25 protein-coding genes and 1 tRNA gene are annotated in these 24,706 nt (G+C 35.3%); 16 read left to right on the top strand and 10 right to left on the bottom strand.

Features of this window, described 5'->3' with window-relative positions:
- Nucleotides 1-4: 4 nt before the first annotated feature.
- On the bottom strand, nucleotides 5-166 hold the full coding sequence (locus Q2T46_RS07095) for a DUF3787 domain-containing protein (RefSeq protein WP_303263621.1): 162 nt from the start codon (nucleotides 164-166) through the stop codon (nucleotides 5-7).
- A 71-nt stretch (nucleotides 167-237) separates the two neighbouring features.
- Here Q2T46_RS07095 and Q2T46_RS07090 point away from each other — a divergent pair, with 71 nt between their 5' ends.
- A complete protein-coding gene (locus Q2T46_RS07090) occupies nucleotides 238-654 on the top strand; it encodes a DUF1284 domain-containing protein (RefSeq protein WP_303263622.1) in 417 nt (138 codons plus the stop codon).
- Nucleotides 655-708: 54 nt separating this feature from the next.
- On the top strand, nucleotides 709-1,653 hold the full coding sequence (gene menA / locus Q2T46_RS07085) for a 1,4-dihydroxy-2-naphthoate polyprenyltransferase (RefSeq protein ID WP_303263623.1): 945 nt from the start codon (nucleotides 709-711) through the stop codon (nucleotides 1,651-1,653).
- Here menA and Q2T46_RS07080 read toward each other — a convergent pair.
- The 8 genes from Q2T46_RS07080 to Q2T46_RS07045 form a co-directional block, all read right to left on the bottom strand.
- Entirely contained in the window at nucleotides 1,642-2,568 is a 927-nt protein-coding gene (locus Q2T46_RS07080; protein ID WP_303263624.1) for a DUF4367 domain-containing protein, read from the bottom strand. The two genes, menA and Q2T46_RS07080, sit on opposite strands and share 12 nt — an antisense overlap.
- 112 nt (nucleotides 2,569-2,680) lie before the next feature.
- The gene (locus Q2T46_RS07075) at nucleotides 2,681-3,535 is read right to left on the bottom strand and encodes an ABC transporter permease subunit (protein WP_303263625.1); all 855 of its coding nucleotides are present in this window, start codon (nucleotides 3,533-3,535) and stop codon (nucleotides 2,681-2,683) included.
- A complete protein-coding gene (locus Q2T46_RS07070; RefSeq protein WP_303263627.1) occupies nucleotides 3,529-4,434 on the bottom strand; it encodes an ABC transporter ATP-binding protein in 906 nt (301 codons plus the stop codon). Before Q2T46_RS07070 ends, Q2T46_RS07075 begins: the two co-directional genes overlap by 7 nt.
- 4 nt (nucleotides 4,435-4,438) lie before the next feature.
- The gene (locus Q2T46_RS07065) at nucleotides 4,439-5,581 is read right to left on the bottom strand and encodes a DUF2275 domain-containing protein (RefSeq protein ID WP_303263629.1); all 1,143 of its coding nucleotides are present in this window, start codon (nucleotides 5,579-5,581) and stop codon (nucleotides 4,439-4,441) included.
- 3 nt (nucleotides 5,582-5,584) lie between these two features.
- Nucleotides 5,585-6,079 carry an RNA polymerase sigma factor SigX gene (locus tag Q2T46_RS07060; RefSeq protein WP_311062415.1) on the bottom strand — a complete coding sequence of 165 codons (495 nt, stop codon included), beginning with the start codon at nucleotides 6,077-6,079 and terminating at the stop codon, nucleotides 5,585-5,587.
- Nucleotides 6,080-6,167: 88 nt separating this feature from the next.
- Complete coding sequence (locus Q2T46_RS07055) at nucleotides 6,168-7,532, bottom strand: PFL family protein (protein ID WP_303263632.1); 1,365 nt, start codon at nucleotides 7,530-7,532, stop codon at nucleotides 6,168-6,170.
- Nucleotides 7,533-7,565: 33 nt separating this feature from the next.
- Nucleotides 7,566-7,844 (bottom strand): ACT domain-containing protein, encoded by a 279-nt coding sequence (locus Q2T46_RS07050; protein ID WP_303263633.1) that lies wholly within the window; start codon nucleotides 7,842-7,844, stop codon nucleotides 7,566-7,568.
- Between the two features lie 121 nt (nucleotides 7,845-7,965).
- The gene (locus tag Q2T46_RS07045; RefSeq protein ID WP_303263634.1) at nucleotides 7,966-8,286 is read right to left on the bottom strand and encodes a hypothetical protein; all 321 of its coding nucleotides are present in this window, start codon (nucleotides 8,284-8,286) and stop codon (nucleotides 7,966-7,968) included.
- A gap of 167 nt (nucleotides 8,287-8,453) precedes the next feature.
- Here Q2T46_RS07045 and Q2T46_RS07040 point away from each other — a divergent pair, with 167 nt between their 5' ends.
- From Q2T46_RS07040 to ftsH, 13 genes are all read left to right on the top strand, one after another.
- The gene (locus Q2T46_RS07040; RefSeq protein ID WP_303263636.1) at nucleotides 8,454-9,086 is read left to right on the top strand and encodes a methyltransferase domain-containing protein; all 633 of its coding nucleotides are present in this window, start codon (nucleotides 8,454-8,456) and stop codon (nucleotides 9,084-9,086) included.
- Between the two features lie 159 nt (nucleotides 9,087-9,245).
- Entirely contained in the window at nucleotides 9,246-10,604 is a 1,359-nt protein-coding gene (locus tag Q2T46_RS07035) for a radical SAM/SPASM domain-containing protein (protein ID WP_311062379.1), read from the top strand.
- A gap of 23 nt (nucleotides 10,605-10,627) precedes the next feature.
- The gene (trxB, locus tag Q2T46_RS07030) at nucleotides 10,628-11,896 is read left to right on the top strand and encodes a thioredoxin-disulfide reductase (protein ID WP_303263639.1); all 1,269 of its coding nucleotides are present in this window, start codon (nucleotides 10,628-10,630) and stop codon (nucleotides 11,894-11,896) included.
- 39 nt (nucleotides 11,897-11,935) lie between these two features.
- Entirely contained in the window at nucleotides 11,936-12,682 is a 747-nt protein-coding gene (locus Q2T46_RS07025; protein WP_311062378.1) for a DUF5714 domain-containing protein, read from the top strand.
- Nucleotides 12,672-13,055 carry a DUF302 domain-containing protein gene (locus Q2T46_RS07020; protein WP_303263641.1) on the top strand — a complete coding sequence of 128 codons (384 nt, stop codon included), beginning with the start codon at nucleotides 12,672-12,674 and terminating at the stop codon, nucleotides 13,053-13,055. The genes Q2T46_RS07025 and Q2T46_RS07020 overlap by 11 nt, the downstream gene beginning before the upstream one ends.
- Before the next feature lie 28 nt (nucleotides 13,056-13,083).
- Complete coding sequence (locus tag Q2T46_RS07015; RefSeq protein ID WP_303265792.1) at nucleotides 13,084-13,635, top strand: class I SAM-dependent methyltransferase; 552 nt, start codon at nucleotides 13,084-13,086, stop codon at nucleotides 13,633-13,635.
- 37 nt (nucleotides 13,636-13,672) lie between these two features.
- Nucleotides 13,673-13,747 (top strand) — tRNA-Glu (locus tag Q2T46_RS07010).
- Between the two features lie 160 nt (nucleotides 13,748-13,907).
- Nucleotides 13,908-16,259, top strand: a complete 2,352-nt coding sequence (gene spoIIE / locus Q2T46_RS07005) for a stage II sporulation protein E (protein WP_303263642.1) — start codon at nucleotides 13,908-13,910, stop codon at nucleotides 16,257-16,259.
- 61 nt (nucleotides 16,260-16,320) lie between these two features.
- Nucleotides 16,321-17,010: a VWA domain-containing protein gene (locus Q2T46_RS07000; protein ID WP_303263644.1), complete on the top strand. Its 690-nt coding sequence runs from the start codon at nucleotides 16,321-16,323 to the stop codon at nucleotides 17,008-17,010.
- The gene (locus Q2T46_RS06995) at nucleotides 17,010-17,849 is read left to right on the top strand and encodes a protein kinase domain-containing protein (RefSeq protein WP_303263645.1); all 840 of its coding nucleotides are present in this window, start codon (nucleotides 17,010-17,012) and stop codon (nucleotides 17,847-17,849) included. The genes Q2T46_RS07000 and Q2T46_RS06995 overlap by 1 nt, the downstream gene beginning before the upstream one ends.
- A 9-nt stretch (nucleotides 17,850-17,858) precedes the next feature.
- Nucleotides 17,859-19,253 (top strand): tRNA lysidine(34) synthetase TilS, encoded by a 1,395-nt coding sequence (tilS, locus tag Q2T46_RS06990; protein WP_303263646.1) that lies wholly within the window; start codon nucleotides 17,859-17,861, stop codon nucleotides 19,251-19,253.
- Nucleotides 19,253-19,798 (top strand): hypoxanthine phosphoribosyltransferase, encoded by a 546-nt coding sequence (gene hpt, locus Q2T46_RS06985; protein WP_303263647.1) that lies wholly within the window; start codon nucleotides 19,253-19,255, stop codon nucleotides 19,796-19,798. Before tilS ends, hpt begins: the two co-directional genes overlap by 1 nt.
- A gap of 68 nt (nucleotides 19,799-19,866) precedes the next feature.
- The gene (gene ftsH, locus Q2T46_RS06980; RefSeq protein WP_303263648.1) at nucleotides 19,867-21,702 is read left to right on the top strand and encodes an ATP-dependent zinc metalloprotease FtsH; all 1,836 of its coding nucleotides are present in this window, start codon (nucleotides 19,867-19,869) and stop codon (nucleotides 21,700-21,702) included.
- A 106-nt stretch (nucleotides 21,703-21,808) separates the two neighbouring features.
- Here ftsH and Q2T46_RS06975 read toward each other — a convergent pair whose 3' ends face one another.
- Complete coding sequence (locus Q2T46_RS06975; RefSeq protein WP_303263650.1) at nucleotides 21,809-22,564, bottom strand: AraC family transcriptional regulator; 756 nt, start codon at nucleotides 22,562-22,564, stop codon at nucleotides 21,809-21,811.
- Nucleotides 22,565-22,681: 117 nt separating this feature from the next.
- Here Q2T46_RS06975 and Q2T46_RS06970 point away from each other — a divergent pair, with 117 nt between their 5' ends.
- Nucleotides 22,682-24,598, top strand: a complete 1,917-nt coding sequence (locus Q2T46_RS06970) for a right-handed parallel beta-helix repeat-containing protein (RefSeq protein WP_303263652.1) — start codon at nucleotides 22,682-22,684, stop codon at nucleotides 24,596-24,598.
- Nucleotides 24,599-24,706 lie beyond the last annotated feature (108 nt).

Here is a 24,706-nt window from a genome sequence, read left to right as displayed (position 1 = left end):
ACTTTTACTTTTCGTTTTCGTCAACCCATTCTTTAGCATTTATGACTTCTATTTCATTTGGAATTGGGACTTTTGCCTTACTTGCTTTTTCTTTAATATTCGCCCATGCAGCAGTTTCATGCTTTTCAATAGGTTCTTTATAGTATTTCTTGCTTTTCCTTATCATAACATCACTCCTTAATATGTAGTATAATCATTGTGTATTATTTTATTATGCAAATTTAAGGGGGTTTTTACATGATTATAAGAGGACATCACCTTTTGTGCATGTTAGGTTTTAAAGGCTTAGGATATAATGAGGAATTTATCAAAAACATGGATAAAATCGTGAAAAAGCTTAAAAACGATGATGATGTGTTGATAAAGCTTGTGGATAGTGTGGATAACATCTGCGAAAAATGTCCTCATAATTTTTTTGGTGTGTGCAAAAATGAGCATCATAAAGATAGCATTAGGGAGATGGATAATGCTGTACTTAATATACTCAACATAAAATCTGGCACATCGATGAAATATCACGACATTAAAGCTAGGATAAAATTATTGATGACAGAAGAGGCTATGGATGATATATGCTGTAATTGCACTTGGAGAGAATATGGTTATTGCATAGATGGGTTAAAAAAATTAAATAAATCATCTATGTTTTACTAATTTCAATTTGATGTTAAAATAAAATCATAAGAAAAAGGAGGAATACGGAAATCTATGACTGTAAAAAGCTTTTTAAAATTGGTGGAGATACAGACGAAAGCTGCCAGTGTAACACCGTTTATGCTTGGAACTGTGTATGCATTATACGCTTTTCACGAATTCAAAGCTGTTAATTTTTTATTTATGTTTATATCGCTGCTATCATTTGATATGGTTACTACCGCAATTAATAATTATATGGATTATAAAAAAGCAAATAGGACGCATGGGTATAATTATGAAAAACACAATGCAATTGTAAGGTATAATTTATCTGAGTCAACTGTTTTAATTACTATAATAATACTTCTTTTTATAGCATCTGCTTCAGAATTTATACTGTATTTGCGTACAAATTTAGTAGTACTTCTAATCGGAATGATGTCATTTGCAGTTGGGATTTTGTATTCATTTGGACCTATACCTATATCCAGGATGCCACTGGGAGAGATCTTTTCGGGTTTTTTTATGGGCTTTGTAATTGTATTTTTATCTGTTTTCATCCACGTTTACGACAAGAATATAGCATATATTACATATAGCGATGGCATTTTCAATGCATGGTTTGATGTATTTGTTGTACTAAAAATTTTCTTCATATCGTTACCGGCGATAATGGGGATTGCCAGTATCATGCTGGCAAACAATATATGCGACATAGAAGATGATTTAGAAAACAGGCGTTACACACTGCCTATTTACATAGGAAAAGAAAAAGCCCTAAAATTGTTTAAGGCACTATACTATATTTCATACATTGACATTGTGGTTCTTGTGATTTTGAAGGTACTGCCTTTATTGGCGCTTATTGTATTGTTGACATTTGTGCCTGTAAATAAAAACATAAGAAAATTTTACAAAGTCCAGACAAAGAAAGATACATTTCCACTGTCTGTCAAAAACTTTTTGATTATGAATGTTGCAGAGATAATTACAATAGGGCTGGGATTACTTCATTGATTCTGCTATTTTTAATAATTGCTCTTCTGAAATACCTGCTGCTTCCATTTGGTATATAATATCATCTTCTATCCAGACTATTTGGAGATATTTCACGCTTTTTTCTTTGTCTTTATTTAAAGCATTTGCATCTTTTAAATAGTACGACACTATAATACCTTTATTTTTATTAATTGTGGTGTAATCCAGTTTTTCTCTTTTTGCTGATTCTGGTATGTCTAATAAATTTTTTAGATCTATTGTACCTGCGATTTGGCTTTTTAAATAATACGGTAAAAAAGGCAAACTTGATACAGCGCATTTAACTTTGATTTTATCAATTCCATCTGGAATGTCTATTTTTGGAATTTTTCTAATTTCAAGGCTAAAAGTTATTGAACCCGGAAAACTATATTCATTACTATTATCCATGTGAATATATACTATTTTATAGAAATCTATTCTGAAGTTTTTACCTTTTAAGTTTTCTGGGAATACATTATTGCTTTTATATGATTTTATAAGTTTATTAATAGCATCTATATTTAAATTAAATTCGATCATTTGATTTCCATAAATGCTACTTTCTGCCTTATTAAGATCGCTCAGAATGTTATTTCCCTGTGGTAGTTTGAAATTATAATTTACGTCAGATTTGAGCTTGTATAAATCGTTTAGCTTATACTCATATTTTTCTTCTTTATCATTTCTATTTATCTTTAAATGCCCTAATTGTTTGAGATCAATATATTTATTTCCAACTTCAGATAATTGCAACATTATTTTATCAAAATAGTCAGGTGATATGTAATCAGTCCGGTGATCATATGTCCTTAAATTGTTTAAAAAATTACCCGTATTTGGCAATATGGCCAACAATGCTATAACAACAGCAAATCCTATACCTATTAATACAGTTGTATGTTTTTTAATCATAACTTAATTTCCTTTCTATTTATCGATGATACTGGCAGATAAGAAATATCTTATTATTTTTTATCTGCCAGCACTATTAAAAAACTTCATAAATGATGTAATCAGGTGACTATCACAAATCTCTTTTTTCAAATTTCTTTGTTCCGTAATACAACAAGAAGCAAATGTAAAAGGCGATGTACACAAACATAATAGGACTTGGCTGTGAAGTACCGCCAAAGGGTCCTTGTGCAAGAAAGCTTAAGCCTGTATTTTGCGTGAGAAGCTCTGCATTCATCTTTCTAAATATCACATCTGTAGGTAAAATTAAGCTTGTGATAATACCAACATTTGAAAGACCTTGACTTGTTGCATCTGTGAAAAATGATCCCATTTGTTCGAGAATGCCACCTATCATTGCGATGCCGTATGTCATGACAGCTAAAACACCTGTATTTACAGTTGACATTATTGAACTTGAGGCGACTACTAATGATAAAAGGACTACTGGACCAAGGTCAAAAAAGAATAATGCACGGAAGACGTTTCCTAATCCTAAGTATACTTTCGTGCCAAAAGCGATATTAAGTCCTATTACTGAAAGAAACAACAATGTGCTATATACAGTGATAATTATGCTAAGCCCTATAAATTTGCCAAGCACGTATTCATGCCTCTTTAGAGGTTTATACAGTAAGGCATATATAGCACCACTTTCCAAATCGCCTGACACAGCACCTACAGATGTAAGTACTATCAAAAATGCGATTATAAAATTTGAAAAGTAAAGCCCTGCTGAGAGAAGCTGTGATTCAAGTAATATCTTAGCTATGTTTGGCGTATTGTTTATAACTTGATTGTTGCTATGAAAAGCTAAACTTAATCCATAGCCATAAATAAAAAGATATCCTACTGTAAGTATTGCAATTAGGAGGAATGCACGCTTTTTAATCATCTCTTTGATGGTGTATTTCGTTATTGTCAGCATACATCCTCATCCTTTCCAACTATATTTATAAATAGATCCTCCAATGAACTCGTTTTTGAATCCAATTGATACAGTTTTGCGCCGGAATCTACGACAGTTTTTGCGATATTAGGAATACTGTCTTTATCTTTTACTTTAAATGTAAGTTTGCCATCTTTAAATACAATGTCATATGCTAACTTAGAAATCTTTTCGATTAATTCGCTATTATAATCTGATATAACCATCTCTACATAGGTGTTTTTACTTAATAGGTTTTTAAGCTTTCCCTCTGCTATTACATGCCCGTGGTTTATAATTGAGACTTCATCGCAGATCATTTCGACTTCACTTAATAAGTGGCTGTTTAAAAACACTGTCTTGCCATCGTCTTTTAGTCTTTTTATTATCTCTCTAACATCTATTCTGCCAACAGGATCAAGGGCTGATGTGGGTTCATCTAAAAAGATTACTTCCGGATCATTTAAAAGTGCTATTGCAAGTCCTATCCTCTGCTGCATTCCTTTGCTGTAATTTTTTACCTTCTTGTTTTCATGTCCTTTAAGTTTAACTAAATCAAGAAGCTCTTCAATTTTTTTATCTGGGTTTTTCATCTTGTATAATTCTGCATGAAATTTCATCAATTCTTTTCCTGTCATCCAATCATGATACTTAAAGTTTTCAGGAAGAAATCCGATTTGCCTTTTTGATTCTATAGTGCCGATGGAAAAGCCATTAATCCAAGCAAAACCAGAGGTGGGGTATAAAAGCCCCACCATAGTTTTTACGAATGTACTTTTTCCAGCACCGTTTGGACCGAGGAATCCAAAAACCATGCCACTATCGATAGAAATATTTACATCTTTAAATCCGCCTTTACCATTAAACTGTTTTGTAAGGTTTTGAGTCTCTAGTATCATTTCATCACCTCATTGATTCTGCTATTTTTATAAGCTCGTCTGGTGAAATATTGTTTCCACTGAACAAATATATTACACCATGATCATTTAATGCAAGATTTGAATATACCTCTAAAATATCGGAACCTTGGAATTTTTTTGATATTACAATTCCTTTACTGCCGTTTATAGTAACGTCTTTTATATCATCTGTATCTGACACAGGAAATGGTATTGTAGTTTTCCAGTCTTTTATGCTGGCTATTTGATTTCGAATGTCGTCTGGAATGAATGGCATATTTATGACGGCATCCCTTACTTTTTCAATATCGACGCCATCTGGCACGATTATCTCAGGTGTTTTCATTATATCAAGTCCGTAGCTTATATTTTTTTGAGAATCTGATTCATTTTTATCTGTAGAAGATATATGCACGCTATTGCCTAAAATTATTTTAAATGTCTTTTCATTTAAGTTTTCTGGCAGCAGCTTATTTCCTCCAAATGTCTTTATGAGGTTGTTTATCTTATCTACATTTAATTTAAATTCAACAGTTTGACCTTTTTCTACATAAATGTTGTCTCTTAATTTGAAGTTGTCCACATCTTGAGGAATTTTAAAATTGTAGCCAACATATGACTTTATTTTATCTAAGTTGTTTTTACTAATTTCTTTGGATGAACCATAGTCACCAATTACTTTAATATCGCCGTACTGCTTTAGGTCGATTTCTTTATTTCCTGCTTGATAAAATTTATTTTTTATATCTTGTAAATCATCAGGTGTTATTGTTACAGCTTTAAAGTTATTAAGTCTAAACAAGCTTAAAATCTCGGCTTCTGCTTTTTGTACGGGAGGCAATGCTATTGACGCTGTAATTACTGCTGCCGCAGCGGCTGCTGCTATATATTTTTTGTATTTTCTAAACATATTAAATACACCTCTTTCTTCTTTATTGATCTTTTTACTTAGATTTTGCCACGCTTCATTGAGATCGATGGAACTCGTCTTTAAGGCTTTATCTAAAAAGCTATTTAAATTCTTAAGTTCATTAAGCTTGACTGAACACTTTTCGCATGTATCAAGATGCTTTTTTATCTGTTCTTTTAGTGATTCATCTATTTCGCCGTCTAAGTATGACTGCAGTGTCCCTTCATCGAAGCACATGTGCTACACCTCCTTTTCATAAAGCTCTTTAAATTTTTTGTGTGCTCTTACTATTGTTGTTCCAACAGATGATTTTTTTATTCCAAGTGATATAGAAATTTCTTCATAATTGTAGCCTGAGTGTTTCAGCACGAGACAAAGCATGTCGCGTCTATCCATTTTAGACAAAACTTTTCTAACTTTGTCTACTTCTATTTTTTCAATTGCTATGTCCTCAGGGGATACAAAATCGCCATTAAACTGAGATACTTTTAATTCCCTTGATTTAAGGTTCTTTTCTGAGCGGATGAAATTTAGTGCGCGATTAATAGCCACTTTTGACAACCAGCCTCCTATATTTTCATCATTGTGGGGAGGGTTTTTAATTAACTTGATAAAGACTTCCTGTGCAATGTCTTGTGCTTTATCTTCATCATTTATGATAAGAGCTATTTGGTGGTAGATCTTACCGTAATATTTTTCAAAGATATCTTTGAATGAATCTGGTATTTTGAACACCTCCCACATGAGACTTACACTATATAAACACATCAGAATTGGATTTTGTGACATAAAAAAAGCATGAAAATTTATTTCATGCTCAGAATTAGTTGTTTAAGCTGTGGAGTGGTGCAGGGATTCTGCCGCCTCTATTTATAAAATCTTTCGGTGAAAAACTGTTTACTTTCATAACAGGTGCATGCCCTAAAAGTCCGCCGAATTCTACATGGTCCCCTTCTTTTTTGCCGGGAGCTGGGATAATCCTTACAGCGGTTGTCTTTTTGTTTATCATGCCTATTGCCATTTCGTCGGCTATTATGGCTGATATAGTCTCGTAAGGTGTGTCTCCCGGAATTGCGATCATGTCAAGGCCTACAGAGCATACACACGTCATAGCTTCAAGTTTTTCTAGTGATAAGGCACCCGCTTCAACAGCTTCTATCATTCCAGCGTCTTCACTTACAGGTATGAATGCACCACTTAGACCTCCAACGTATGATGATGCCATCACACCGCCTTTTTTTACGGCGTCGTTTAAAAGAGCCAGTGCAGCCGTTGTACCATGAGAACCGCATTTTGAAAGTCCCATCGATTCAAGTATGTTTGCTATGCTATCACCTATTTCTGGCGTTGGAGCTAAAGATAAATCGAGTATCCCAAACGATGTACCTAATCTTTGTGCTGCTAAACGCCCTATGAGTTCACCGGCTCGAGTAATCTTAAATGACGTCTTTTTTATAGTCTCAGATATTTGGCCGAAATCAGCTTCTTTTGGAAGCTTTGAAAGTGCTGCTAATACCACACCTGGTCCGCTTACACCTACGTTTATGACGCATTCACCTTCACCGACACCGTGAAAAGCGCCTGCCATGAATGGATTATCTTCTGGTGCATTGCAAAACACTACAAGCTTTGCAGCACCTATACCGTCATTTTCTTTTGTTCGATATGCTGTATCCTTTATTATTTTTCCCATCAAAGCTACTGCATCCATGTTTATGCCTGCTTTAGTCGTTGCTACATTCACAGATGAACAAACCCTTTCTGTCTCGCTAAGAACCTGCGGAATTGAGTTTATAAGGTTTAGATCGCCATCTGTAAATCCTTTATGTACCAAAGCAGAATATCCGCCTATAAAGTTTACCCCAACATTTTTTGCGGCTTTATCAAGTGACGATGCTATTTTAATAAAATCATCTTTTCCAACGTTGTCTGCCACGATGGCGATAGGCGTTACAGATATGCGCTTATTGACAATGGGAATGCCGAATTCGGATTCTAATTCTTCGGCTACTTTTACAAGATTTTCAGCTCTTTTTGTGATTTTATCGTAGATCTTTTCAGCGATTTTGTTTGCATTGTCTCCTGAACAGTCTCTTAAACTTATGCCCATAGTTATTGTCCTTATATCAAGCTTTTCCGATTGAACCATCCTTATAGTTTCTTCTATTTCTTCAAAAGCAAAGCCCATTTCAATCATTCCTTTCAGCTAAAACAATTAAGTTTATAATCTGTGCATAGCTCTAAATATATCTTCTTTTTGAATATCGATTTTTACTCCAAGAGCTTCACCTAAACTTTTAAGATTTTCTTTTAAATTTGTAAAGTCATTTTTGGAATTTTTAATATCTACTATCATGATCATTGTAAAAATATCTTTTAAAATAGTCTGGCTGATGTCTAATATATTGATGTTGCTTTCTGCTAATAATTTGGATACATTATAAATTATTCCTACTCTGTCAACTCCAATTACGGATATTATGGCTTTTTGTTCACTCATAATAAACACTCCTTCCATGTTTGTACATAGTATACTATATGATGAATTTGCGTGCAATACATATATGATAATAAAATCTCAAAGAAATGAGGTGGGGAAGGAAGAATATCCCCACCTTAGATCACTTTTGAATTATGTTTGTCGCACCGCATTGTTCCATCGTCTCTCTTATTTTAGACAGTTCTTTCTTAGGTGCTTCTACAGTAACGAGTATTCCGGAATCAGCATCATCTGTGTAAAAGTCCGTGTAGGGTCTTTTTTCACCTAAACCTTCTCTCTCAGACTTTATATCTATAGTGTTGTCAACCATAAAGTCCATATCTTGTACAGATTTTTTCATATCTGTTATGATCATGTCTTTTCTATCAAAGCCCATTTTTTTTAAACTATCAACTAATGTGCTTGCTGTATCTTGAGTAGGCAAAACAGCGGTTATCTTCATAAAAACACCTCCACATTCTAATATTCCACATAGTAGATTTAATTATAAAACACGTTTTCTTTCTTTTGTTTTATATTTACTTTGTTAAAATATTGTGGTATACTATCATTTAGTACCACCCCCTATATGGGGGATATGCAAAGCTGTTTATAAAGGACGGTGAAATAGTGGACGCAAAGGAAAATATCATAAATAGATATGAAAAATTAGCCGAAGAAGATGACAATTTAAGCTGTGGTGGCAAAAATATCGTGCTGGCTGAATTAAAAGAAGGTGAAAATGTCCTTGATCTAGGGTGCGGAAGAGGCAATGATATTCTCAATGCTGCAAAGACTATAGGCGAAAAAGGCATTGCCGTAGGATTGGATCTTACTAAGAGAATGATTGAAGAAGCGGAAAAAAACAGAGAAAAGCTGAACATAAAAAATGCTGAATTTGTTATAGGGGATGTAGAAAACATACCACTTCAAAGTGAAAAATTTGACGTTGTCATAAGCGATTGTGTGATAAATCACGCAAAAGACAAAGAGAAAGTCTATAAAGAGATTTACAGGGTTCTTAAGACTGGTGGGAGATTTATCGTTTCAGACGTGGTGTCAAAAGACAGACTTCCGGATGAGATTGTAAACGACCCTGAAGCTTGGGCCGATTGCTTCGGCGGAGCTATTCCGGAGGAAGAATATATTAAAGCCATAAACAATGCAGGTTTTAAAGATATAGAATATCTAAAAAAGCGTGAGTACATGAAAAACGGATATCCTGTTGTAAGTATAACAATCAAAGGCATTAAAAGGAGGTGATTTAGGTGAAAGCTGTAACAAATAAGAATTCAAATTGCTGCACAACACAAAACAGCAGTGTTGCACAATGCTGCTCAAAGTCATCAAAGCTTGTTGTAGGCTGCCATGACTAAAAAAATGCGGTAGAATTTCTACCGCATAAATTAAGGAGTGATTTTATTGTACTTTAGTAAGTATAACATGATTCTACCTTTTAGTGAAGAGAAAAATGACTTTATTATTTTAAATTTGCTATCAGGTAGTTCAGATATTGCTTCAAAAGATGAGGTAGATAAGCTTTATGACATAAAATCAGGTAAGGATGTTTACGACATCGATTTTCTCGATTATGTCATTGATAGAGGTTATGTATATGAGGAAAAAGAACATGAGGATCTAAGAGTAAGTGAAGCGTATGAAGAGTTTAAGGAGATAATGGATGAATCACCTACTCAGATATTGCTTGTACCTACGTACGGATGTAATTTTTCTTGCATCTATTGTTATGAAAGAGGCATACCAACAAAGAAAGATTTAATAACGAAAGAGGCCGTTGATGCCTTTTTTGATGATATAAATGAGAGGTTTAAATTGGAGAAGGTAAAGCCGTACATTACGCTATTTGGAGGAGAGCCTTTTATAGATACAGATGTTCAAAAAGACATAATTAATTACATCGTAGAAAAGAGCAAGCTGTACGGTTATGAGATAGCTGCGGTTACTAATGGTTACAATGTATTAGAGTATATAGATATTCTCAAAAAGGGAAATGTGAAAGAAATACAGGTAACATTGGATGGACCAAAAGAAATTCACAACAGACGAAGAAAGCTATTAGGCGGTGGAGATAGTTTTGAAAAGATTCTATTGGGAATTGACAGCCTAATCGAGAATGATATGCCTGTGAATTTAAGGGTTGTGGTTGATAAAGACAATTATTCTTATCTGCCGGAATTGGCCGAAATTCTTGATGCAAAAGGGTACCTTGATCTAGATGGTACCAAATTTAAAACACAAATTGGCAGAAATTATGAGCTTTTTGAATGTTCTCTAAATCATCAAAGCCTTATGTCACAAGTAGAACAATGGGCTACATTTGTAGAGTTGTCTAAAAAGTATCCTATACTAAGGAAGTTTCACAAGCCGGATTTTAAAGGCATGAGAAATGTGCTTGTCTCAGGGACTATGTATTCTCCTACATTTGATACATGCCCAGCAGGTAAAAAAGAGTGGCTTTACGATTTATACGGCGATATATATGGGTGTACTGCAAGCTGCGGAAGAAAAGATTATCGCTTAGGTACTTTTTATCCTGAAAGAAGGATTTTTGATGATAAAGTTTTGCCGTGGAAAGAGAGAAATGTCTTAAATATACCACAGTGTAAAGAGTGCCCAGTAAGTTTGGTTTGCGGCGGTGGCTGTGGTGTCGTTGCAAATGAAAGGAATGGCAGTGTTCTTTCACCTGATTGCAGGGACATTACAAAACTGTACCAATTAGGCATCGAGTATTACAAAGATGATGCTTTAGTTCAAGAATAAAAAATTATGAGGAGGATGTATTTATGGTAAGAGAGATTAATGCTAATGAATTTGAAGAGGTTGTTTTAAATTCTAAAAAGCCAGTTGTAGTAGATTTTTATTCCACTGATTGCCCACCGTGTGCACAACTAAAACCAATATTTCATAGATTAGCTGAGGTATATAAAGATCACATGGAATTTGTAGAGATATACAGGCAAGGAAATAAAGACTTTGCTTTAAGCCTTGGTGTAAAAGGAAGCCCTACTCTCTTGTTTTTCAAGGATGGGAAAGAGACTGGTGACAGGTTAAACGGATATATTTCAAAACCAGATCTTCGTAAGGCAGTAGAAAAGGTGATAGGTTTTTCACTTTTGGACAAAGAGCCTGAGAAGGTTGAGTGCGATGTTCTCATAATGGGTGGAGGGCCTGCAGGTCTTACGGCTGCTTTGTATTCAGCAAGAGCAAACTTAAAGACAGTTGTCATAGATGAAGCAACTACAGGCGGTCAAGCAGCAAACACATATTATATTGAAAATTATCCAGGAACAGAAGGACAGATTGAAGGAAAGAAATTAACGGAAAACATGAGAAAACAAGCAGAAAGCTTTGGCGCAATTATTGATGATTTAAAAGAGGTATTTGAGATAAAGCTTACTGATGACGAGAAATTTGTAAAGACGGAAGATAAGATATATTATCCAAAGGCTGTTATAATAGCGATGGGAGCACAGCCGAGAAAACTTCCTGCCGAGGGTGAAGCTGAATTCAGAGGAAAAGGCATTCACTATTGTGCAATATGTGATGGCGCAATGTATGAAGGAAAACATGTAGCTGTAATAGGTGGAGGCAATTCTGCTATTCAGGAAGCATTGTACTTGGCAAACATCGCTGATAAGGTTACGGTTATACACGAATTTGATAATTTACAGGCTTCAAACGTATTACAGGAAAAAGCCTTCTCTAATCCAAAGATAAACTTCATTTGGGAGTCTCATGTTGTAAAAGCAAATGGGGATGGGATGCTTAAGTCACTTACGTACAAGAATCTAAAAACAGGTGAGCTTAAAGATATAGAAGTTGATGGCGTATTTGTCTACATCGGTCTTACACCAAAGACAGACTTATTCAAAGAAATGCTTGACTTAAATCAATATGGTTATATCAAAGCAGATGAAGATCTAATGACTAATGTGAAAGGTGTCTTCGTTGCCGGTGATATAAGAGACAAGAAGATAAGGCAAGTTGTCACTGCGGCAGGTGATGGTGCAGTTGCTGCTGTAAGCGCAGAAAGGTATATACAGGAGCTGTGATATTTTGCATACTTTTAAAAAGTATGAAAGGAGATAATGATGGAGTGCTGCGAGACAAAGTATATGGAAAATTGCATGATATGCGGGAAGCCGCTCATGTATTTAGAAAAGCCGGTCTTGAAAAAATGCGAATATTGTGGTACAGAAGAATTAACTCTTGCCCACTGTACGGATGGGCACTACGTTTGCGACAAATGTCACGCAAAGGACGGAATTGAAGTTATAAAAGATTATTGTTTATCAACAGACTCTAAAGACCCTATGGAGATAGTAGAAAATATAATGAGTGATGCAAGGATACCAATGCATGGGCCAGAACATCATGCATTGGTTCCTGCGGCAGTAGTTACAGCTTACAAAAATTTGACAGGAAAAGCTTCTGACGACGACGTTTTAGAGGCCATAAACCGGGGAAAAGAGATTCCCGGTGGAGCGTGTGGTTATTACGGTGCCTGTGGTGCAGGTATAGGAATTGGTGTTGCCATTTCAGTCATTTACAAAGCAACACCTCTTACACCTCTTAAAAGAACTAAGGCTCATTTAGCTGTTGCAAATGCGCTTAAAAGCATCGGTGAAGCTGGTGGTGCAAGATGTTGTAAAAAATGCACAAGGATATCTATAGAAGAAGCGGTAGACTTTTTTGATAAAGAACTAAACGTTAAATTTTCTACAAATTTTGAAAGGACAGATAGCTGTAATTACTCAAAGAGAAACAGGGAATGCTATTATATGTGCAAGTATAGAGATGTGAAAAAGTCAGAAAGGGGTGTAAAATATGGATCTTGATATTACTAAAGAAGTGCCTTATTCATTTGCAGAAGCATTAGAAAAAGTGAAAGAAGTTTTGAAAGAAGTAGGCTTTGGTATATTGGTTGAAATAGATATGAAAGATACGATAAAGAAGAAAACAGGAAAGGACATGATGAACTACGTCATACTTGGCGCCTGCAATCCTACGTATGCTTATGAAGTATTAAACATTGATCCTTCAGTAGGACTTTTGTTGCCATGCAATGTGATTGTATACGAAAAGAGTGATGGCAGTGTGGTTGTATCGGCAATTGATCCTTTAAAAGCAATAGTTTCTAATGATGAAAAATTATCTAAAATAGCAGCCGAAGTTTCTGATAAGTTGAAAAAAGCCATAGATATGCTTTAAAATAGTATTAGAGGTGATATACTTGGCAATGGATATTGAATCAGATTTGAAACGGGCTTTAGATCTATTAGGCGAAGGGTATGATTTTGCACTGGACGTAGGCACTGGCAGAGCTCGTATGGCTTACGCATTGGCCAGATATGGTTATAATGTGGTGTCGTTAGAGTACAATATTGATACGCTGAAAAAAGCTAAAGAGATGATCAGCAATGAAGATGTGGGAGACAAAATCTTGTTTGTACATGGTGATGCACATGAAATGCCGTTTATTGACGAATCTTTTGAGGTTGTCACATCTTACAATGCCATGCACCACATGGATGACTATAAAGCTGCAATCGACGAGATGATGAGAGTATTAAAAAGAGACGGCAAAATATTAATAACAGAGCTTAATGATTTAGGCAAGGAAAAAGTTGCTGAATCCCACAGGCAAAGAGGAAGTCATCATGAAGCGAAAATAGATATTTATGATGTTGTAAATTACATTAAAGATAAGTATAATATTAATGGTGAGATTTCTAAAGGCGAATTTATCGACATATTTTACGGAAAAAACTGGATAAATTTTGATTATTGACAAATCTACAAAATATGATAAAATATGATTTGTCTTAGGCCCCGTGGTCAAGTGGTTAAGACATCGCCCTTTCACGGCGGTAACATGGGTTCGAATCCCGTCGGGGTCACCAAATTTGAATATTATAAATTTTAAAAGCTACAATGTTTGTAGCTTTTTTTATTTTATTTATATAAAATGTCGTTAAAAAAATTTAAGTTACCACCATATATTTACAAATTTTACCTTATATTGGATGATATAATCATAACAAAAAAATGGTGGTGGTAAATATGCAAAGTACTGATATTTTTCCCTACTCAAGGATAGGAAGAAAAGAAAGCAATGAGAAATTGCAAAAAGACAATGTAAAATTTATAGTAAATTCTTTGATTTTTGCACTAATAGGCTTTGTCATTGGTCGTGCTCAGATAATGGACAGCCTTCTCCCGTTTGGTGCAGCGTATTTTGCATCTCTTATAATGCAGAAAAGGAAATACTTTTTGTCGGGCATTGGTGTCTACATTGGAGTTTTGTCTTTACATGGTGTCAACAGTACCAAATATTTAATAGTGTTGGCTTCAATATTGCTATTTGAATACCTATTAAAGGTTAAAAGCAAGAACATTTTTAAAGTGGCATTGATAACATTCTTATCTTTGTTAGCAGTAGACATTATTTACAGTAAAGCATATGGATTTTTGCTATTTGATGTAATGACGTCTATTTACGAATCTGTAATAGCTATGTTGATGGTATTTATATTTAATCAGGCAATTTCACTATTAGGTAGCTTAAACAGAAAAGTCATATCAAACGAAGAAATTATATCATTGTGCATACTGCTTAGCATTTTTATTTTAGGGCTTAACAACATAAAAGTATGGAGATTTAACTTAAATAGTTCATTCGGGATACTTACTATACTGATAGGTTCATACATAGGTGGTGTTGGGACAGGTGCCAGCGTAGGTACTACCATTGGACTTATAGGAAGTCTTTCTCTTACAAATACTCCTATATCAGTAGGGTTATACGGATTTACAGGGCTTTTGTCAGGAAGCATGAAAAAACTTGGTAGGTTAGGAATCGCCATTGGATTTTTTACTGCTGCTGCTATTATGACATTTTATGTTAATGCGTATTCAAATATGCTAATAAATCCTTATGATTTAGCACTGTCATCTGCGCTATTTCTAGCTGTACCTAAAAAACATTTGGACAAACTTTTACTTATTGTAAAAGGCAATAAAGATTTAAGCCAGCGCAACTACAGCGTAAAGCTGAAAGAAGTTGTGACTGACAAATTAAAAGAGTATGCCGAAGTTTTTGATGAGCTGGGAAAAAGCTTTAAGAAGGCAAATGAGAAGATCTTAGATCACAAAGACATATCATATCTTTTTGAAGAAATAGCTAATAAGACATGTACTGATTGTGCCATGTATAAGACGTGCTGGGATAAAGATTTTTATTTTACGTATAAAAGTATGTTTGATTTGGTAGAGAGTTTGGAGGGTACAGGAAATGTAGAAAACAATAAGCTTTACAAAAAATGCATAAGGTTCCCTGAGCTTCTTAATTGCACAAAGCAAAATCTTATGCTTTATAAGATAAACATGCAGTGGAGAGAAAGGCTTAAAGATGCCAAGAATATCGTTTCAAATCAGTTGAAAGGAATCTCATCAGTTATATCAAATATGGCTGACGATATAAGTATGGACATTACTTTTAAAGACGATCTTGAACAGTATTTACTTGTAGAGTTAGATAAGAGAGGCATACCTGTGGACGATGCAATAGTTTACGATGCAGGAGAAGGAAATGTTGTTATAAAGATATATAAGAAAGCCTGTTATGCAGCTAAAGAATGTGAGAAAAAAGTCATACCTGCTGTCTCTGAAATCATGGGAGAGAAGTACGAAAGGAAAAATACTTTGTGCTCTATAAATAATAAGGGGCGGTGTAGTCTTACTCTTACCAGAGCTGAAAGCTATCAAGTATCGACAGGCATTAGCAAGATCAGTAAAAGCACGAATAAAATATCTGGTGACACGTATTCCTTCATGGAATTAGAAGGCGGAAAATACATGGCTGCTTTAAGCGATGGTATGGGCTTTGGCTACAGAGCCGCTTCTGAAAGCAGTACGACAATATCTCTGCTGGAAAGATTTATTGAGGCAGGATTTGATAAAGGGCTTGTGGTGCAAACTATAAATTCTATTCTCGCTTTAAGGTCAGCAGAAGAGATGTTTTCAACAGTTGACATATCATTTATAGATTTATTTACGGGGGATGTAGAGTTTATAAAGATCGGTGCATCAGCCACATTTATAAAGAGTGGAAAAGATATAGACGTGATTGAGTCCAGCTCCCTACCCATCGGTATTTTGGAAGATGTTGATGCAGATATACATGACAGAAAATTGAAAGATGGTGATTTTGTAATTTTGACGACAGATGGAGTATTGGACTGCTTTGACGGCAATAAAGAAGAAAGCATGTCGAGATTTTTAAGAAACCTTGATATCAAAGATCCTCAGGAAATGGCAGAAGCTATAATGAAGAAGTGCCTTGAGCTTTGCGAAAACACTCCTAAAGACGATATGACAGTGCTTGTCGTAAAAGTTTGGAAGAAGCGTTTATGAGTTGAATAATCCTTCCATAAGATGGTAAAAATAATAAAAAATCTTATGGAGGGATTTGATTTTGGAGATTTTGATAAAACAGATAATCGTGGTTACAGATGGCAAATCAAACATTGGTGGAAACCCTGCAGATGCAGCTTTTTTAGCATTTAGAAAGGGAATTCGCGTAAGTTCTATAGGCATTGTTGATGACGGAAATCTGTCTATAAAAGAGATAAAAGATATTGCAAGTTATGGTGGTGGTGTGTACGACATAATTTACTCTGACGATTTTATAAGGTCCTTATCAGCAGTGACACAAAAATCAGCCGAAAAAACTTTGTACGATACGTTAGATAGCGAATTGATGAAACTTATAGGGAAAAGCATAGAAGGACTTCATCCTGTATTGAGATCTCAAATCGTAGACTACATTGATAAACTTCTCGATGTCTCAGATATCAAATGTGCTATTTTGTTGGATTTAAGTGGAAGTATGGCAAGAAAATTAAAAAAAGCGGTGAATGGAATCAACGATCTTTTAAACACGATGAAAGCGAGGAAAGGTAAAAGCGAATTTTGCTTAATAGGATTTCCAGGCGGAGATAATGCTTTTGCAAAGGTTATATGCCCTTTTACGTCTAGGATAAATGATATAGAAGTTTATCTAAAAAGTTTAAAGGTAGGCGGAAATACTCCCACTTATTATGCGATAAAGATGGCTACATCGCTTTTTGAGACTGAAGTCGAATCTATCAGGGGAATTGGGTAATGCTTAAGAAAGGCTATGTTTTGACAGGCATATACAATGGCCGTAAATACATAATTGACGAGAAAATCGGTCATGGCGGTGTAGCTGACGTATACCTTGTACATGATGAAAATAATTTAAAGTATGCGCTTAAAATAAGCGATGACTTAATAAGTATTACAAGAGAGTACAAAGTGCTGACATTGTTGAAAAGTTGCGATTTTGCTCCTTGTATATTTGATTTAGATGATGCATTATTGTATAATAAAATGTATCATTATATCGTTTTGGAGTACATAGATGGATATAGTCTTGATGAATTAATCAAGACAGGTATCGACTTGGATCGTGCTTTATACATATTTACTGAGATTTTAGATATTCTTCTCAGATTGAAGCGATTAGGCATTTTTTACACAGATTTAAAGCCGTCTAACGTCATGATAGATGAAAGAAAAAAGCGTATAGTGCTTATTGACTACGGTTCAACATCTGCTGCAGGTGAGATTGTAAAAGAATTTACGCCTGAGTTTGACAGAGCCAGTTGGAAAGTCGTTTTAAGAAAAGCGGATTCGGGGTATCTGTCATTTGAAGCCGGTATGCTTTTTGTCTACCTTGTGGGGGGTAAGACATTAAGCCACGATTCCCATACGATAGGCGAAGTGCTAAAACATTCAAAAGGCAGGCTTGGTAAATTTTATATCGCAATAATGAAAGCGCTTAATGGCACATACGACATAAATAAACTGTATATTAATTTTAAAAACGGCTGCTTTAGCGAGAAAGCATCAATGTATTTAAATTACATGCTTTTCACAATTGGCATAATATTTGTTGTGCTTATGATTCTGGCGGTGTAGGGGATATGTATGATAGATAGTTTTGAAAAGACGATAAAAGAATACAAAATGATCGAAAAAGGTGACAAAATTGTAATAGGTTTATCTGGTGGGCCTGATTCTGTTTGCCTCCTGAATTTGCTTTTAGAGTTGAAAGGAAAGCATGAGCTTAAGCTTTACGCAGTTCATGTCAATCACATGCTAAGGGGAGCTGATGCAGATAGTGATGCGCTGTTTGTGGAGAAAGTCTGCAAAGGGATTGATGTCCCATTTTTTTTATTTAAAAAAGATGTTAGAAAATACGCTAAAGAAAAGGGATTGTCAGAGGAGGCTGCTGGAAGAGAGATAAGATACAATGCTTTCAACGAAGTGCTTAAAAAAGTTGGTGGAAACAAGATCGCCATTGCACACAATAAAAATGATGTAGCAGAAACAATTCTTTTAAACATCTTAAGAGGTGCTGGTACAGCAGGACTTGTAGGCATAAAGCCAGTGAATGGCTGCATCATAAGGCCGCTTATAAGGACAACAAGAGATGAAATACTTGACTACTTGACATCTAAAGATCTTGAATATGTAATAGATGCTACAAATAAAGAAGATGTGTATAGAAGAAACCGAATAAGGCTAAAATTGATACCATTTATTGAAGAAAACTTTGACATAGACATAGTTGAAAATTTATATAGAACATCACAGATAGTTTTAGATGATGAAGATTACTTGAATGAAGAATGTGAAAAAATATTTAAAAAAATTTCGATCTTTAATAAGGAAAGTGTGATGTTAGACATCTGTGAAATAAAAAAGTTACATGATTCTCTGAAAAAAAGACTTATTAGGATGGCTTATAAGGTCATAAGAGGCGATACAAATGAGCTTACATTTAAGCATGTGGAAGATGTGCTAAACCTTATGGATAAGCAGACATCGTCAAAAATTGATTTACCCTTTGAAATTGAAGTTATAAAAAGTTATAATAATCTTATATTCAGAAAAAAAACATTTAATGAAAAAAATAGTCCGATAGAAGTACAGCTCAATATTCCCGGTATAACGGATGGGGGATGTTTAGGTACATATAAGGCGGAGATAATAGATAGAGAATCGGTAGAAAAACTTAATTTAGGCAAATACCACAAATTATTTGATATGGATTTGCTTGATGGGGATATAACAGTAAGGTATAGGAGAATTGGAGATTACATCTCACCCTTAAACATGAAGGGCACAAAGACGCTTAAGGAGTATTTTATCGATGAAAAAATACCAAGGGAGATGCGGGATAAGATACCATTGTTAACTATTGGTAGCAGCGTTTTGTGGATCGTAGGATACAGAATGTCCGACAAATACAAAGTTAATGAAGGTACGAAAAAGATATTATCTATACAATATATTAAACGAAATAAGGAGGAAATTTAATGGAAAATCTAGCAAAAGATATTGATGAGATTTTAATCACAGAAGAGGAGCTTAAGGAAAAGATAAAAGAGCTGGGTAGGCAGATTACAAAGGACTACGAAGGGAAAAATTTAATGCTTGTAGGAGTTTTAAAGGGTGCTATAATGTTTATGGCTGATTTATCAAGGTGTATTGACTTGCCTTTATCACTTGACTTTATGGCTGTTTCAAGCTATGGAAGCTCAACTCATTCATCAGGAATAGTAAAGATAATTAAAGACCTTGATATAAGCATAGAAGGCAAAGACGTACTAATTGTGGAAGACATAATTGATAGTGGATTGACTCTATCTTACTTGAGAGAAACTTTGCTTGGAAGAAAGCCAAAAAGCTTAAAAATATGCACAATACTAGACAAACCAGAAAGAAGAGAAGCATCAGTAAAAGTTGACTATGTGGGATTTAAGATACCTGATAAGTTTGTTGTAGGTTACGGGTTGGACTTTGATGAAAAGTACAGAAACCTTCCTTTTATAGGCGTTTTAAAACCTGAAATGTACAGCTAAAATTTGTTTTTTTATATGGTATATGATATTATAAATTAAGTGATACGGCTTTGAAGGGAGGGCCATATTTGAATAAAACGATCAGAGGTATCGTTATATGGATACTGATAATTATCGCATTATATGCAATGGTACAATTGTATACTGATAATATAAAACAACCTACGGCGATTAATGTTACAGATCTTTACAGCCAGATTATTAAAAATAATGTTTCTGAGATGACAATATCAGGGACAACCGTGACAGGTACTTTAAAAGATGGTACTGAGTTTAGCAGCAATGTACCAGATATTACATCTTTTATGAATTTTTTGACACCGTATATAGAAGAGAAAAAGATTCCTGTAAAAAGTGAGCCTCCTCAGGGTGCCCCATGGTGGTATTCACTTTTGCCAACGTTATTTATGGTGGCTGTGCTGGTAGTGCTGTGGTATGTATTCATGCAGCAAGCACAGGGCGGTGGCGGTAACAGAGTCATGTCTTTTGGCAAAAGCCGTGCTAAGATGATAACAGATGACAAAAAGAGAGTTACGTTTAATGACGTAGCAGGTGCAGATGAAGAGAAGGAAGAGCTACAGGAGATAGTGGAATTTTTAAAGTTTCCAAAGAAATTTTTAGATTTGGGAGCTCGTATACCTAAAGGCGTCCTCTTAGTAGGACCTCCTGGAACTGGTAAGACTTTGCTTGCTAAGGCTGTTGCAGGCGAAGCAGGAGTGCCGTTTTTTAGCATAAGTGGTTCTGATTTTGTAGAGATGTTTGTAGGTGTTGGTGCATCAAGAGTAAGGGATCTTTTTGACCAGGCTAAGAAAAATTCTCCTTGTATAATTTTTATAGATGAAATTGATGCTGTTGGTCGGCATAGAGGCGCAGGATTAGGCGGTGGACATGATGAAAGAGAACAGACTTTAAACCAATTACTGGTTGAGATGGATGGTTTTAGTGTAAATGAAGGCATCATTGTGATAGCTGCTACAAATAGGCCAGATATCCTTGATCCTGCTCTTTTAAGGCCTGGCAGATTTGACAGGCATGTGACGGTAGGCGTTCCAGACATTAAGGGAAGAGAGGAGATCCTAAAAGTACATTCTAGAAATAAGCCTCTTGCGCCTGATGTTTCGCTGAAAGTTTTGGCTAGAAGGACGCCTGGATTTACAGGTGCTGACATAGAAAATCTTTTAAATGAGGCTGCGCTTCTGACTGCCAGAAAAGGTATGAAGCAGATTACCATGGTAGAGCTGGAAGAGGCTATTACGAGAGTTATAGCAGGTCCTGAAAAGAGAAGCAGGGTAATATCAGAAAGAGACAAAAAGCTTGTATCGTATCATGAAGCAGGTCATGCAGTAGTAGCAAAACTTCTTCCAAATACACCTCCTGTCCACGAAGTGACAATCATTCCAAGAGGAAGGGCAGGCGGCTACACGATGCTGCTGCCTGAGGAAGACAAGTACTATATGTCAAAATCTGAGATGATGGATGAGATTGTTCATCTGTTGGGAGGACGTGTAGCAGAAAGCTTAGTGCTGAATGACATATCTACAGGTGCTCAGAATGACATAGAAAGAGCTACAAATATAGCGAGAAAGATGGTTACAGAGTACGGTATGAGCGAAAAGTTGGGACCTATGACTTTTGGCACTGACAATGATGAAATATTTATTGGTAGAGATTTAGGTAGGACGAGGAATTACAGTGAAGAAGTTCAGTATGATATTGACAAAGAGATGAAGAGAATCATCGATGAATGCTACAACAAGGCTGAGACACTGTTGAAAGAAAATATAGATAAGCTTCATAGAATTGCACAGGCTTTGATGACTAAAGAAAAGTTAAATGCAGAAGAATTTGAAAAGTATTTTAATGGTGAAAATGTAGATAAAACGAATCAAAGCGATGAAGCGTGACTTATAAGACATACAATTTACTTTGTATGTCTTTTTTAGTACATAAAATAGTTTTAAAACTTTTTATGACGTTTAAGATTTGCTACTGATGGTATATATTAAGCAGTCAGTCTAGTTCTTGATATTCTTTTGGAGACATATTTGTCATCTTCCTGAAATTTCTGTGGAATGTCCGCAAATTGTTATATCCACAATTAAATGCGATTTCGCTGATAGAAAGATTGCTGTTTCTTAGCATATAACATGCCTGTGAGATTCGGTAGCTATTTAGATATTCTGTAAAAGTCATATCCATTTGCTGAACAAATAGTTTTGATAAATATGGATAATCGTAATTTAGCTGTTCTGCAACGCTCTTTAATGTACAGTCATTTGAATAATTCTGCTCAATAAAAAGCAGTATCTTGTAGAGTACTTTTGTCTGTGTTGATTGTTTAACGGGAATGAATGATTTTTGATTTACTAATTTGTCGCACAGCGAATATAGAAAGCTTTTTTTGCCGTAAATGGAATTAAACTGGCTAAAATCTATAAGATCATCTAAATGCAATATGTTGTCGTCGGGAATCATGCCTTTATAATTCATATAAAAATCCCCGATAAGTTCGGGAGAAAATAGAATGATTGTGATATCAGAGTGTTCAATCGTCTTAAATTCATGCATCTGATTTGAAAAGATAAAAGCCAAATCATTTTTTTTCAATACGTATTCTTTTTTGCCTATTGACACAGATAAATGCCCATCATTTAAGTATATCAGTTCGTATGCTCTGTGAAAATGATATGGAAATTGATAATTTTTCAGTGAAAAAAATCGGAAAAGATTCTTTTCATTTACGCCATGTTTTTGAAAAAAGACCATAAGCTTTCCTCCAAAAAAAAAACACTAATATTGTCTTAAAGTATACTACTTTTTGCATAGAAATTACAATACGTATTTTTTAAAATAAGATTAATCATTTACAGAGGAGGTTTAAAAGTGGAATATCATGTAGCGAAAACTGGCTCAGATGAAGGGAAGGGAACAATTAAAGATCCGTTTCTGACTATAAATAAGGCTGCATCTGTTGCTATGGCAGGAGACACAATTATAGTCCATGAAGGAGTGTACCGGGAATGGGTAAAACCAAAATATAAAGGGCTAAGCGACAAAAGAAGGATTACATACAAGGCGGCAGAAGGTGAAAAAGTAGTAATAAAAGGCTCTGAGCGGATTCAAAGCTGGCAGCGTGTTGAAGGAAACGTGTGGAAATGCCAGTTGCCAAATTCATTTTTTGGGGAGTTTAACCCGTATAAAGAAGAAATTTTTGGAGACTGGCTGCTTACAGTTGATGAGAAAAAGCACCTTGGGGATGTGTACTTAAACGGCATGTCTTTTTATGAAGTTACAAGCTATGAAGCTCTTTTTAATCCACAAGTTAGGGCAGAAGTCCTTGATCACTGGACGCAGAAGATTGTACCTGTTCACAATGTAGAACAGACGAAGTACGTTTGGTATGCTGAAGTAGACCCGGAAAAGACTACGATTTATGCCAATTTTCAAGGTGCCGATCCAAATGAAGAATTTGTGGAGATAAATGTCAGGAGGTCGTGTTTCTATCCTGTCGAAACAGGCATAGACTATATTACAGTCAAGGGCTTCGAGATGGCACATGCGGCAACACCATGGGCACCTCCAACAGCCGACCAGCCGGGGCTTATAGGTCCAAATTGGAGCAAAGGGTGGATAATCGAGGACAATATCATACACGACGCAAAGTGCAGTGCAATAAGTATCGGGAAAGAAGTCACAACAGGCAACAATTATCGTTCTATACGCAAGGATAAGCCTGGATATCAGTATCAATTAGAAGCTGTCTTTAATGCAGAGCGGAATGGTTGGTCTAAAGAAAAGATAGGCTCACATATCATAAGGAACAATACAATCTACGATTGCGGGCAAAATGCGATTGTTGGGCATTTAGGATGTGTCTTTAGTGAAATCTATAATAATCATATTTACAACATCGCATTGAAGCGAGAATTCTACGGGCATGAAATAGCGGGAATTAAGCTACATGCGGCTATAGATGTTCAGATTCACCATAACCGCATTCACGATTGTTCATTAGGATTATGGCTAGATTGGGAAGCACAGGGGACAAGGGTAAGTAAAAACCTGTTTTACAATAATAACAGGGATATATTTGTTGAAGTAAGTCATGGCCCGTACGTTGTTGACCACAATATATTGGCTTCCGAATACGCTATCGATAATATGTCTCAAGGTGGAGCGTATATAAACAATTTAATTGTAGGCAAGATGAATCAGAAAAAAGTGTTAAACCGTTCAACTCAATATCACCTTCCACATAGCACTAAAGTTGCAGGATTTGCATTTGTATATGGAGGAGATGATCGGTTCTACAACAACATTTTCATCGGAAAAGACGGAGTAGAAAATGTTGGCACTTCCCATTATAAAAACTATACTACGTCTTTGGAAGAGTATATTGAAAAAGTTAATGCAGTACCTGGAGACTTAGGAGAATTTGAGCGGGTGGAGCAACCTGTATACATCAATAAAAATGCATACTTCAATGGGGCAGAACCATTTGAAAGAGAGAAGGACAAGCTGGTTGACAAGGAATTTGATCCAAAGCTTACCATTATTGATAAAGGGGATGAGGTTTATCTTTCGTGTCAATTGCCAGATGAATTTGGAGAAATTGTAGGTGATATACATTCAACAAAGACATTGGAAAGAGTGCGTATTGTTGACGCTGAGTTTGAGAGCCCTGACGGCAAAGAATTGGTATTAGATACTGACTATTTAGACACAAAAAAATCGGGGAATAGCCCGATAGGTCCGATTACGCTTTTGAAAAAAGGAGATAATTATATTAAAGTCTGGTAATATTAAGTAAAGTCTTATGTCCTTCGATAAAGGCATAAGGCTTTATTATTTTACGCACTATTTTAAAGAGAAAGACATTAACTTTTATTAATTCGTAAATGGGAAAAT

This window comes from Thermoanaerobacterium sp. CMT5567-10 (assembly GCF_030534315.2).
Lineage (GTDB): Bacteria > Bacillota > Thermoanaerobacteria > Thermoanaerobacterales > Thermoanaerobacteraceae > Thermoanaerobacterium.
This window is presented reverse-complemented; position numbering and strand designations above follow the sequence as displayed.

Bases quoted from the DNA above. Each gene is read 5' to 3' on its own strand.
- Q2T46_RS07095 (WP_303263621.1), bottom strand. From the start codon at position 166: ATGATAAGGAAAAGCAAGAAATACTATAAAGAACCTATTGAAAAGCAT.
- Q2T46_RS07090 (WP_303263622.1), top strand. From the start codon at position 238: ATGATTATAAGAGGACATCACCTTTTGTGCATGTTAGGTTTTAAAGGC.
- menA (WP_303263623.1), top strand. From the start codon at position 709: ATGACTGTAAAAAGCTTTTTAAAATTGGTGGAGATACAGACGAAAGCT.
- Q2T46_RS07080 (WP_303263624.1), bottom strand. From the start codon at position 2,568: ATGATTAAAAAACATACAACTGTATTAATAGGTATAGGATTTGCTGTT.
- Q2T46_RS07075 (WP_303263625.1), bottom strand. From the start codon at position 3,535: ATGCTGACAATAACGAAATACACCATCAAAGAGATGATTAAAAAGCGT.
- Q2T46_RS07070 (WP_303263627.1), bottom strand. From the start codon at position 4,434: ATGATACTAGAGACTCAAAACCTTACAAAACAGTTTAATGGTAAAGGC.
- Q2T46_RS07065 (WP_303263629.1), bottom strand. From the start codon at position 5,581: ATGTGCTTCGATGAAGGGACACTGCAGTCATACTTAGACGGCGAAATA.
- Q2T46_RS07055 (WP_303263632.1), bottom strand. From the start codon at position 7,532: ATGGGCTTTGCTTTTGAAGAAATAGAAGAAACTATAAGGATGGTTCAA.
- Q2T46_RS07050 (WP_303263633.1), bottom strand. From the start codon at position 7,844: ATGAGTGAACAAAAAGCCATAATATCCGTAATTGGAGTTGACAGAGTA.
- Q2T46_RS07045 (WP_303263634.1), bottom strand. From the start codon at position 8,286: ATGAAGATAACCGCTGTTTTGCCTACTCAAGATACAGCAAGCACATTA.
- trxB (WP_303263639.1), top strand. From the start codon at position 10,628: ATGGTAAGAGAGATTAATGCTAATGAATTTGAAGAGGTTGTTTTAAAT.
- Q2T46_RS07025 (WP_311062378.1), top strand. From the start codon at position 11,936: ATGGAGTGCTGCGAGACAAAGTATATGGAAAATTGCATGATATGCGGG.
- Q2T46_RS07020 (WP_303263641.1), top strand. From the start codon at position 12,672: ATGGATCTTGATATTACTAAAGAAGTGCCTTATTCATTTGCAGAAGCA.
- Q2T46_RS07015 (WP_303265792.1), top strand. From the start codon at position 13,084: ATGGATATTGAATCAGATTTGAAACGGGCTTTAGATCTATTAGGCGAA.
- spoIIE (WP_303263642.1), top strand. From the start codon at position 13,908: ATGCAAAGTACTGATATTTTTCCCTACTCAAGGATAGGAAGAAAAGAA.
- Q2T46_RS06995 (WP_303263645.1), top strand. From the start codon at position 17,010: ATGCTTAAGAAAGGCTATGTTTTGACAGGCATATACAATGGCCGTAAA.
- tilS (WP_303263646.1), top strand. From the start codon at position 17,859: ATGATAGATAGTTTTGAAAAGACGATAAAAGAATACAAAATGATCGAA.
- hpt (WP_303263647.1), top strand. From the start codon at position 19,253: ATGGAAAATCTAGCAAAAGATATTGATGAGATTTTAATCACAGAAGAG.
- Q2T46_RS06975 (WP_303263650.1), bottom strand. From the start codon at position 22,564: ATGGTCTTTTTTCAAAAACATGGCGTAAATGAAAAGAATCTTTTCCGA.